Below are 10,381 nucleotides of genomic sequence, written 5' to 3'. Positions count from 1 at the left end.
GAGGTGAATCATAATCGGTTATAACCACCATATATTCTTGATACTTATGGGGTTTATATTTTTTAAGGAGCTCAATAAAAAAAGCACCATTAACAAGCGTTTCAGTGGTATTACCTGACTTGGTTACTAGTACGAGTATTACTGTATTGTTTTGCTGCAACTCGCGTTCCGTAAGGTGTAACAAGCTTTCTAACAATCTATTATCAATAGTGTCAGCGCAATAAAGCTTAGTATTAGTAGTAAGTTCATTATAATAGGTACCATAGAGAGCTTGATATACAGCTGCAGTACCTAAGTTTGAGCCCCCAATACCTATTACAATAACCATTTTTGGCTGTAACTGCTGTATGTTAGTGGCAAGTTTTTCAACTCTAGAGAGCAACTCAGCATCATAAGGCAAATCAAACACAGCATACTCTGTTGAGTAACGTGGATTAGTTGTGAGCACTTGTTTTACTTCTTGACTATAAGCATATAATTGTGCGCTTATCTCTTGTATTGTTTTTTGAGGAACCAAGCAAGTATCAACATAATCAAATAAGAATGATTTCATAGTACAAAAGCCCTTTTTTATGAAGTTGAGCAGCTACTGCACCGTAAAGATTACTATTAATCAGAAAAAATATACATATGAAAAAGAGTTTTAGTGTTATCTTGACGTAGAAAAAATAAAATTCTAAAGTAACTAAAAGAGCTTTATCTAGGGAGATCGTCAATTATGCTACAAAAAAACAGACTAAAAAACTTTGCAGCTTGGTTTAGCTCATTGTTTACTTCAGTTTTTTATCCTTTTCAATTTAAACCAAACGCATGCACCATCAAACCAGAAAAAGTAAAAAAACCTAGAACGCGCGTAGCAAAACCAAAAGAGACCGTAGAAGATCCTCAAGCTGTAACTACCAAAAAGAGTATAAAAACAGCCAAAACTACACAGACTAAAGGAACACCATGATAACTAATTTTTTAAAGAAAACTTTTACCTTGGCATTAGTTTTAAGTTCAGCTTATATTGTTTGCCAAGAAGCAGTAGCACCATTACAAGAATTACTGCACAGCTTAACCCCTGAAGCAGCATTTGATCAATTAGTACACTCTACGGCAAAATTTACTCTTGTTAAATTCTTTATGAACGAATGTGGCCCTTGCAAACGCATGAAGCCTATTTTTAGTAAAGTAGCACAAGAACTTACCGGCAAAGTACAGTGTATAGAAGTAGACATAGACAAATTTGGTTCAGTAGCCAATAAAGCTCATGTTCAATCCGTACCTACTTTTGTTTATTATGCTCATGGCAAAGAACAGGGTCGTATTGTTGGCATTAAAACGGGTACTGAGTTAAAAAACAAAGCACGTCACTACTTCCATATGTAACTCTCATAACTTTAAATTTAGTAATTTTTAATACTAAGAAAGAGCAGGTATATACCTGCTCTTTTTATGCTTGTAAAGTTAGGACCTTCATACATAGAGATACTCTATCACCAGCAAGATAATTATTAATTACCCACGCTATTTCACCCTGTTCCTTTTTATTCTATTTTTATAATTTTTTTTAATAACTATTGAAATGTCAATTACTTAATTGATATTATTAAAATTAAAAATAGACATAATAAATAGAAAGAAATAGTATGCCTTTTAAAAAGAATATCCACTACTATCTCATTACTTTTCTGGTTTGCTTGGTTGTAATACAAGTGCAAGCTCAAGCGACTACTAACGATATTGCCATAAAAATGGGTTACTATGATTACGTCCGTAATTTACGTAATAAATCTACTGATCATATACGCGCACTTGAGTCATTACTTAAAAATAGTACTGATACCCTTAGATCGGAACGTCGCTCACAAATGGCCAACGAACGAGACTTAGAATATCGTAGCAATCTTGCTAACTTACAAAATAAATTTGATACAGCATTTGAAGTAGTCGATCAAGACCTTATATTTCATGGTGATGAACTTGACACTAACAATGCATCTATACCCGAAAAACAGACTTTTATTCAAAGTAAAAAAGATACTATTACACGTGCTATAAACCATATAATTGAGCAATCCACGTAGTAATTTTTAAAATAGAACAGAAAAATCCTTGACTTTGATGTAAATTATTTTCTATTATAAAATAGAGCCTGAGAAAAAGAGAGCTCAAATTTGAAATAGATATGTTTAAAGGCTAACAAGAGTATACACAGTCACCGTTTGTGCAGATGATACCTAAAAGGAGCTTATAATGGCAACAGAAAAAAAGAACAAACAGAAAAAAGATCAAACAAAAGAGCAACCTTACGATTATGATCGCGAGAGAAGCTCTTACTATAACAATGGTGGTGTGTATAACCCGCAGACGGAAACCGGCATCACAGGAGCTTATGGCTCTCAAGGTGAAAAAGACAGAGACAATAGTTATACAGCCAGTGTTAAATTTTAACTAAAGAACATTAATTGAATATAACCAATACTAAACAAACACTAAGGAGATACAATGGCAAACGACAACAAAAACACAAACAGCAACAAAGCTCAAAACCAAACAGGTTCAGATTCTAACCGTCAATCAGACAGTTCATCAACTGGATCATATGGTTCACACTCAACAGGAAACTCAAATGCTAACCGTCAAGGTAGCGGCTCAAGCAACCAAGGTTCTTCAAACAGCAAGAATACAACAGGTTCAATGGGTTCTGATAGCTCAACCAGCAAGAATGCAACAGGCTCAATGGGTTCTGATAGCTCAACCGGCAGCCGTGGTGCTAGTTCTTCAGACAACGCTTCTGGTATGAAGTCAGGTTCGGGGTCAACTGGCTCAATGGGTTCAGGATCAAAGAGTAATTCTGGCAATTAATTGTAATTAAGACGCGCTTTAGGAAAAGTAACTAAGGAGATACATGGAAAATTTATCTTTATCAAATGATAAAACAAACTTTTATGATAACTCATTGGCTCTGCTACCTAAAGCGCTTCGTAGTTGGCAAGGCCCTGAAGATACGTATCCATCACTAAGTGAAAGCATAGATGATACGACGATCACTGAACGGTCAATTGAAGGACCTGAAGATTATGTAAGTCATGATATAGAAGACTTAGAGTAATAGGAGATAGTATGGCAAAAGCAGCAAGTGATAATCGAGCTAACGATAGTTATCATGAAGGTCTAACCACTAGTATACCTGGCGGCAAAAAGAGACCTTCAAGACAACGAGGCACCTATGGACAAAATAACGGTACGGTACAAAAACGTACGCGTCATACTCAAAAAGAATTACAAGAAGAAGCTGCTCTAGAAGCAGCTGGTAGAAACAAATAATAGTATTTAACCATAAAAAAAGGAGCCACAATGGCAAATTCAAACAACAAAAACAACCAAAATCAAGCTGGCCAAGGGTCACAAAACTCACAAAATCAAAAATCACAAACCCAAGCTAGCCATAATCAAGGTTCACAAGAATCAAGCAAACAAGCTGGTCAGGGTTCACAAAACCAAGAGTCACGTAACCAAGCTGGTCAAGGTTCACAGAACTCACAAAATCAAAAATCACAAACCCAAGCTAGCCATAACCAAGGTTCACAAGAATCAAGCAAACAAGCTGGTCAAGGCTCACAAAACCAAGAGTCACGTAACCAAGCTAGCGCTGGCCAATCATCAAGCAACCAAAGCGGATCTGTAAACCGTCAAGAAGCAAGTCATAAAGGCGGAGAAGCTTCTCATGAGTGTCGCGGCAGTGAGTGCAGCGAAGGTTCATCAAGCAGCAAAAACCGATAAATTAAAAAATCCACTAGCATAGAGCTCTTATGCTAGTGGGCATCTAAATTTGTATTATTTGTATATGTAATGAAAGTGATTCTAAAAAACTTACAAAAAGGAATACTATGGTAACAAAATCAACAAAAAGCGCGAGCTCAAAATCACGCTCATCAGCTAATAAAGCTAATGCAAACATTTCAGGCTTACGCTCAAATAAAACTACGTCAAAATCAAATGGCACTAAAGCTGCAAATGCTTCAGCAAAATCAAACTCAACCAATAAAGCTGCAAGTTCTTCAGCTCGCTCAAATTCAGCTAATAAAGCAACCTTGCAATCAGGAAAAGGCCAACAAACAAAAACAGCAGCAACTTCATTACGCACTAATTCAGCTAATAAAGTAAGTGGTAATAAAGCAGCTGCTTCTTTAACAGGCTCAACTGCAGCTACTAATAAAACAAACAAAACTAAATCAGCTTCTTCAGCTCGTTCAACTTCAGCTAATAAAACGGCTGGCTCAACTGCAAGCAAAAGCAAAAACTCAGCTAATAGAGCATATAATGACCCATACACAGGCTCTAATGCTAATGTAAAAAGTAGCAATGCTAATCGCGCTGCAAGAAGCACAAGCAGCAGATCAAATAAATCTACCAATCATGACAACGAAGGTTTATTAGCTAAAATTTCACACTTATTTCAAAGCGACGAAGAATATAACCGTGGTTCAAGAGGCCGTACAAAAGCTACTGCATCAAAGAGAAGCGGTTCTTCACGTTCAAATAATCATGACAACGAAGGCATTTTAGCAAGTCTTTCACACTTGTTTGGAACTCATGACAACGATAATCGTAGTTCATCAACACGTGGCACAACTTCACGCGCTAAAGCTGGCAGCAAAACAACTGCTCGTTCAACAGCTGCTAAAAAAGCAGGCTCAACAAGCAAAGCGGCTACAACTCGCGGTAAAGCTACTACAAAATCTGCTAACTCACGAGGCAGTTCTTCAGTAGCTCAAAAAGCTAAAAAAGCAGCTTCAAACTTATTTGGTTACGATAACGATACCAATTCCAGCAACCGTGGAACAACAGCATCACGTCGTAAATCTGCAAGCACAGCTGGCAGCCGCTCAACTTCTTCAAGAGCCAAATCTGCTAATTCACGAGGCGGTTCTTCAGTAGCTCAAAAAGCTAAAAACACAGTTTCTAATTTGTTTGGTTACGATAATGAAACCAATTCAGGCAGCCGCGGAACAACAGCATCACGTCGCAAATCTGCAAACACAACGAGCGCTAGATCTGCTGGTACAAGCAAATCTGCTTCTTCAACAACCAGTAATGGCAATGCTGGCAAATCAAAGGCTCATGCACGTGCAGGACGTCTTGGTGGCCTAGCTCCTCATCGCTGTAGGGGTCAAGAATGCAGATCAATAGCTAATAAATCAGCAAGAGCACGCTCAACAAGCAAAGCTTAAATAAGAAAAAGTATTTACAAAAGCTCTATTAGTAAAAGGGGGAGAAAAATCTCCCCCTTTTACTAATAGAGCACTAAAAAAGGTTATGTATGAAAAATAAACTATTATATATAGTAGTAGGTTTAAGCTCACTTCATGGGTCGCTTAAACCTATGACAAGTTCCGGAGCTACAGCAAATACGGCGAACGGCACTCAAAGTACAGCTAGCACACCTATGCCTAGTTCTTTTGCAGCACCAGCTCCAAGCGTAGCTTCTAGTCCGGCCACACAAGCTCCTAGCCAACCAGTTGCTCAAATAACTACACCAGTAGCAGTTCCTGTTGTAGTGCCAACTACAGCTACTGCGCCAACTGCTTCAGCTACACCCCCTACAAGTACGCCCTTGCCTATGGCACCAGTCGAGCCTACTTCAACTGTTCTACAACCGGGAGCTAGTGCTGAAACATTAGCGGCAGCACCAACAGCAACAACTACTACAACTACGGTTACTACTGCTGTACCTACGAGTACTCAAGTAGAACAGCCTCAAGAACAACCTGTTCAACCAGCTCTAACTCCTCTAGACACTACAATCTCAACCCCTGCACAAACTACAAATATCCCTACTGAGCAAGCACCAAAAGCTACGCCAATTGCTTCTCCTGCACTAGCATGCCCAGCGTGTCCGGCATGTATTTGTCCTGTATGCCCGACTCAACAAGAGCCAGCCAATTTTGCAGAAAGCCAAGATGACATTCTAGATGAAGAAGCAGGCAATGGAGATAAGCCTAATAGCGATATATCTGATATAGCCGCAGAGCAAGAGATAGTTTCTAGTGATGATTATATTGATGATGCAGATCCAAGCGTAGAAGAAGGTTTTTCAAGCCTTGAGGCAGATTCGACAAACTTAACGAGTAATTTATAAAACACTTAATACTTTTATAAAAACTTATATAGTATGGTACCCTTTTATATTTTTTTCAAAAAGCTTTACAAAACTATATGAATTATGCCAGAAATGTAAATAGATAGTTTTACTGTATATCTATTAAAAGGAGATTGTATGAAAATATTATTAAGCTTAAGCATGTTGGCATTAGCAACTTCCTCACTGTGTGCTCTAGATGCAAACCGTCAAGAAAAAGTTGAGTACGGAACTCGTAGCCTTAAACAAAAGATAGCTGCTGTACGTTCTGAGGGGCCACGTAATGCAGGTGCTCGTATTTCTGAACTTGAACAAGAGCACATGAGACTTCTTAATGAATTAGGTAAATTAAAAACTGAGCATGCTCGTGCAAGCGTAACTTACCCATCAGGTAAAACTAAAGCAGCAAATACACAAGCGCCCAACAACTTAGGTGCTCGTATTTCTGAACTTGAAAAAGAACTTACCCAAAACAGTGATGAATTAGGTAAATTAAAAGCTGAACATGCTCGTACGAGTGTTACTTATCCATCAGGTAAATCTGAAGGCCGCATGGTACGTCGTCAAGCTCCAGCAGCTCGTACTCAAGCTCAGAATACTAAAGCATAAAACTTATTAACCTGTTAATAAGTAATTGGTAAAAAAGAGGCCGCATAGTAATGCGGCCTCTTTTATTATCTGGGGATCTAAAGGGGTGCGCCCCTTTAATGTTACTTGTTATATTTGTTAATTAATCCCATTCAAGAGATCCGCCCATTTGGTATTCTGTGGGCCTACGTTCAAAGAAGTTGGTTTCTTTGCGCAGATCGGTTGACTCAGAAAGCCATAATAAGGGATTTTCTTTAAAGTATACTTTAGGAAGTCCAAGACGCTCAAGTCGTCGATCGGCAATATATTCTACATAATCACAAAATTGCTGTGCATTAATGCCGAGTATACCGTCTGGACATGCGTCATAGGCGTAACGTTGTTCAAGCATTACTGCATGTTTGATAAGTGTTACTACTTCTTGTTGAAACTCCGGGGTCCATATTTCTGGATGTTCTGAAAGCACGGTATTAATAAGTTCACAGCCAAAAGCTAAATGAACGCTTTCATCACGCATGATATATTCAAATTGTTGCCCTATCCCGACCATTTTATTTTGACGCTTGAGAGCAAGTATCATGGCAAAACCAGCATAGAAAAATATGCCTTCCATAATAACATAGTAACCAATAAGGTCATGAATAAAAGCACGAATATTATCAGTGCCTTCAGTAGTAAAATTAGGATCAAAAATCGATGCTGTTAATTGCACTACAAAGTCATCTTTTTCTTTTATGGAAGGTATAGTCTCGTACATTGAATATATTTCTTCTGGATCAAGACCAAGAGTATCACAGCAATAAATAAAAGTATCAGTATGAATTGACTCTTCAAATGCTTGACGCAACAAATACTGACGACATTCAGGGTTAGTGATATGACGATATACTGCAAGCACTATGTTATTGGCTGTTAGTGATTCAGCTGTAGCAAAAAACCCAAGATTCCAGAGTATTAACCGTTTTTCTGCTGGTGTTAATGCTGTTGCTGATTTCCATTGCTCTACATCTTGTTGCATGGGAATTTCTTCAGGCGTCCAATTATTTGCTATACCCGCTTTATACATTTGACGAGCAAACATATAAGTCATAGGCAAAATCTTGTTAGGATCCATGGTGGCATTATTAAGAAGTCTTTTGAGTCGTACCATAGTATATCTTTCTTATACGTTAAATTTTAATTATTGGCATGATTCACAATCTGGTGGTGCATCAAGGCCACATGCTTTAGATACACTTGTATATTGGCGCATTTGGGTAAAACCAAACTCTTTGGCATCAAGCGTAGATTTTTCAATCTGCGTTGCCCCCAAAGTGCGTAGATAATAGGTAGTTTTAAGACCCATTTTCCATGCAGCTACATAGACTTCATGCAATTTAGAGCCTGATACACCTTTAATAAAAACGTTATGGGATTGACTTTGATCTATCCACTTAGCACGAGCTGCAGTTAACTTAATCAGCCAAACAGGATCAATCTCAAAACAGGTTTGATACTTACGCTTAATTTCTTGAGGTATCTGGCTAATAAGAGCTAAATCACCATCATGGTATTTAAGCTGATCAAGCATATTCTTATTCCATAGATTATGCTTTTTAAGATCTTCAACCAAATACTTGTTAACAATAGTAAACTCGCCGCTTACATTTGATTTAACGTAAATATTTTCGTATATCGGCTCTATGCACGGATAACAACCAGTAATAGTTGATATTGTAGCCGTTGGGGCTATAGCCATAACGTTTGAGTTTCTCATGCCCTGTTTTTGCACAAATGCTTTAAGACTATCCCAATCAAGAGTAGCTGCACGAGACACTTCTATGGCACTACCACGCTCTGACTGAAGCATATCTACCGTATCTAGAGGGAAAATACCACGATCCCATTTAGAACCTTTAAAACTTGCATAGGCACCTCGCTCTTGAGCAAGCAGCGCTGATGCTTGTATAGCATTATAAGAAATAGTCTCCATAAGCTTATCGGCAAATTCTAATGCTTCGGATGCTATAAAAGGTATATCAAGTTTAAATAAAGCATCTTGAAAGCCCATGAGGCCTAAACCTATAGGTCGATGCTTTAAGTTAGAGTTACGTGCTTCTGTGGTTGAATAAAACGTAAGATCTATAACGTTATCAAGCATACGAATAGCAGATTTGATTGTAGCTTCAAGTAACGGGTTGTCTAATTGGCCATGAGCTATATGGCGTCCAATGTTAAGAGAACCAAGATTGCATACCGCTGTTTCTTCTTGTGATGTGTTAAGAGTAATCTCGGTACATAAGTTAGAGCTATGCACTACGCCTACATGGTCCTGTGGCGAACGCACATTACAAGGATCTTTAAATGTTATCCAAGGATGACCTGTTTCAAACAAACGTGTAAGCATTTTACGCCAAAGCTGTTTAGCTGGTACACTTTTATGCTGATTGAGTTTGCCTAGACGTGCTTTTTCTTCATAAGCGCAATAAGCATCTTCAAACTTTTTGCCGTATAAATCATGTAAGTCAGGCACCTCTTCAGGAGAGAATAATGTCCACTCTTTATCTTCTAAAACACGCTTCATAAACAAATCTGGTATCCAATGAGCAGTGTTCATATCATGAGTACGACGACGTTCGTCACCGGTATTACGACGTAAATCTAAAAACTCTTCTATATCAAGATGCCATGTTTCTAAGTAGACACACGTACCACCACGGCGTATACCGCTACGTGTAATAGCAACAACTACATCATTAGCAATCTTTAAAAAAGGAATGACGCCTTGACTGGTAGCTTTAATACTTTTTATATAAGAACCAGTAGCACGCACGTTTGTCCAATCGCCGCCAAGACCTCCAGCCCATTTGGCAAGTTGTGCGTTGTCACCAATACACTTAAAGATGTGCCCGAGATCGTCGTTTACTGTCGTTAAAAAACAAGAGCTTAATTGTGCTACAGGAAATCCTGCATGAAAAAGCGTGGGAGTAGATGGCGTATAGCGCATAGTTGATAATATTGCGTAAAACTCTAAAGCTTTACCGTTTTTATCTTGTTCTTGTAAAGCAAGCCCCATAGCAATACGCATCCAAAACGTTTGAGGCAGCTCAAAGCGTAAGCCATTATATTTAGCAAAATACCGCTCATAAAGAGTTTGAAGACCCATGTAACCAAAAAGCTCATCTCGCTCAGTAACAAGATTTTGTGCTAAAAGTTCAAGGTCAAAATCTAACATACGTGCATCAAATAGAGAACGTTGCACACCCAGAGTAATACCTTTAATAAAAGCATCTTGATAGACATGAGAAAGATCCACGTCTTCTACTGATTTACCACACACTTCTTTAAGTAACTTCTGTAGCAAGAGACGTGCTGCTACAGCGTCGTATCCTGGATCGCGCTCGATAAATACTACCGTTGATAACAACAAGGTTTTTTCTAAGTCTTGTGTTGTAATACCATCAAATATGTTTTTTTCTAGCTCTTTTATAATAGCGTCAACTGATAATGCAGTATAACCTTTACTAACACGCTCTAACGTTAGACGTAGTTTAGCATGATCTAGTGGCATAAGCTTACCATTACGCTTGGTAACTGAGTAGAGCCCTGTATTACGCATACTTTGCATATGATCACCGCGCTCGCTTTTCTGTTCGTTATTCATACCACACCTTGTACATCATACAT

14 protein-coding genes are annotated in these 10,381 nt (G+C 38.3%); 11 read left to right on the top strand and 3 right to left on the bottom strand.

The window, feature by feature from the left end; all coding sequences use genetic code 11:
* A partial coding sequence (locus H0X48_02160) for a hypothetical protein (protein MBA3954101.1) occupies nt 1-553 on the bottom strand: 553 nt, incomplete at its 3' end.
* Between the two features lie 165 nt (nt 554-718).
* Here H0X48_02160 and H0X48_02155 point away from each other — a divergent pair.
* The 11 genes from H0X48_02155 to H0X48_02105 all read left to right on the top strand — a co-directional run bounded on the left by H0X48_02155 (nt 719) and on the right by H0X48_02105 (nt 6,736).
* Nucleotides 719-952, top strand: coding sequence for a hypothetical protein (locus tag H0X48_02155; GenBank protein MBA3954100.1), 234 nt, complete (start codon nt 719-721; stop codon nt 950-952).
* Nucleotides 949-1,371: a thioredoxin family protein gene (locus H0X48_02150; GenBank protein ID MBA3954099.1), complete on the top strand. Its 423-nt coding sequence runs from the start codon at nt 949-951 to the stop codon at nt 1,369-1,371. Before H0X48_02155 ends, H0X48_02150 begins: the two co-directional genes overlap by 4 nt.
* A 260-nt stretch (nt 1,372-1,631) precedes the next feature.
* Nucleotides 1,632-2,069, top strand: coding sequence for a hypothetical protein (locus H0X48_02145; protein MBA3954098.1), 438 nt, complete (start codon nt 1,632-1,634; stop codon nt 2,067-2,069).
* A 169-nt stretch (nt 2,070-2,238) separates the two neighbouring features.
* Nucleotides 2,239-2,436, top strand: coding sequence for a hypothetical protein (locus H0X48_02140; protein ID MBA3954097.1), 198 nt, complete (start codon nt 2,239-2,241; stop codon nt 2,434-2,436).
* Nucleotides 2,437-2,490: 54 nt separating this feature from the next.
* A complete protein-coding gene (locus H0X48_02135; protein MBA3954096.1) occupies nt 2,491-2,850 on the top strand; it encodes a hypothetical protein in 360 nt (119 codons plus the stop codon).
* Nucleotides 2,851-2,893: 43 nt separating this feature from the next.
* Entirely contained in the window at nt 2,894-3,097 is a 204-nt protein-coding gene (locus H0X48_02130; protein MBA3954095.1) for a hypothetical protein, read from the top strand.
* 11 nt (nt 3,098-3,108) lie between these two features.
* Nucleotides 3,109-3,312 carry a hypothetical protein gene (locus H0X48_02125; GenBank protein ID MBA3954094.1) on the top strand — a complete coding sequence of 68 codons (204 nt, stop codon included), beginning with the start codon at nt 3,109-3,111 and terminating at the stop codon, nt 3,310-3,312.
* Nucleotides 3,313-3,342: 30 nt separating this feature from the next.
* Nucleotides 3,343-3,768, top strand: coding sequence for a hypothetical protein (locus H0X48_02120; protein ID MBA3954093.1), 426 nt, complete (start codon nt 3,343-3,345; stop codon nt 3,766-3,768).
* A gap of 107 nt (nt 3,769-3,875) precedes the next feature.
* Nucleotides 3,876-5,219, top strand: a complete 1,344-nt coding sequence (locus tag H0X48_02115; protein ID MBA3954092.1) for a hypothetical protein — start codon at nt 3,876-3,878, stop codon at nt 5,217-5,219.
* Between the two features lie 89 nt (nt 5,220-5,308).
* Entirely contained in the window at nt 5,309-6,127 is an 819-nt protein-coding gene (locus H0X48_02110; GenBank protein ID MBA3954091.1) for a hypothetical protein, read from the top strand.
* 138 nt (nt 6,128-6,265) lie between these two features.
* Nucleotides 6,266-6,736 (top strand): hypothetical protein, encoded by a 471-nt coding sequence (locus tag H0X48_02105; GenBank protein MBA3954090.1) that lies wholly within the window; start codon nt 6,266-6,268, stop codon nt 6,734-6,736.
* Nucleotides 6,737-6,857: 121 nt separating this feature from the next.
* Here H0X48_02105 and H0X48_02100 read toward each other — a convergent pair whose 3' ends face one another.
* Nucleotides 6,858-7,865 carry a ribonucleotide-diphosphate reductase subunit beta gene (locus H0X48_02100; protein ID MBA3954089.1) on the bottom strand — a complete coding sequence of 336 codons (1,008 nt, stop codon included), beginning with the start codon at nt 7,863-7,865 and terminating at the stop codon, nt 6,858-6,860.
* A gap of 30 nt (nt 7,866-7,895) precedes the next feature.
* On the bottom strand, nt 7,896-10,358 hold the full coding sequence (locus tag H0X48_02095; GenBank protein MBA3954088.1) for a ribonucleoside-diphosphate reductase subunit alpha: 2,463 nt from the start codon (nt 10,356-10,358) through the stop codon (nt 7,896-7,898).
* Nucleotides 10,359-10,381: the final 23 nt, after the last annotated feature.

The sequence above is a fragment of the Candidatus Dependentiae bacterium genome (assembly GCA_013821315.1).
Classification (GTDB): Bacteria; Babelota; Babeliae; order Babelales; family Babelaceae; genus JACDHA01.
Note: the sequence above shows the minus strand (reverse complement) of the source record. Positions and strands in the feature narration are given on the sequence as shown.